Below are 536 nucleotides of genomic sequence, written 5' to 3' on the forward strand. Positions count from 1 at the left end.
GCTTAGCTGGCGCTGCACTTGTTGGTCCAGCCGTTTCGGCTCCGCTGGCGCCACCGCCGAAAAGACGCTTCAGAAAAGACATCGGGCTTCCTCCAACAGCATTCATCCCGCACCATGTAGAGTGACGCGGGATGAATTTCACTATCGGTCCTTGGCCCAGCGGGCAAGGGCTGCGTCCGGTCGGCTGGACGAGCTTACTTGCGCGACAGCGCTTCCAGCGCCTCGGCGGCGGCTTCGAGGATGGCGATCGCCTCGGCCTGCTTGTCGGCCGGGGCGTCGACGAAGTCACCCAGAGCCGCGCGCAGTCGGTGGCGGACTGCGCGGAATTCGTCGCGCGCTTCCGAACGATCCCCGCGGCTACCCCGGCCGCCACGACGCCCGCCCTCTTCACTCTCGTCGTTCCAGCCGAACCAGTCGCGCGCCTTGGCCATTTTGCGGCCGAAGCGCTCTAGATGGTCGAGCACGCCATCGATCATCTCGCGGTTGTCGGCGAGATGCGCCTGGCCAGCTTCGGTGATCGAAAACACCTTCTTGTT

1 pseudogene is annotated in these 536 nt (G+C 64.9%); it reads right to left on the bottom strand.

Annotated elements, in window-relative coordinates:
- Positions 1–194: 194 nt before the first annotated feature.
- Positions 195–536: pseudogene (locus EN964_RS36775) on the bottom strand (PadR family transcriptional regulator); the annotation flags it as partial.

The organism is Mesorhizobium sp. M7A.F.Ca.CA.001.10.2.1 (assembly GCF_003998575.1).
Classification (GTDB): Bacteria; Pseudomonadota; Alphaproteobacteria; order Rhizobiales; family Rhizobiaceae; genus Mesorhizobium.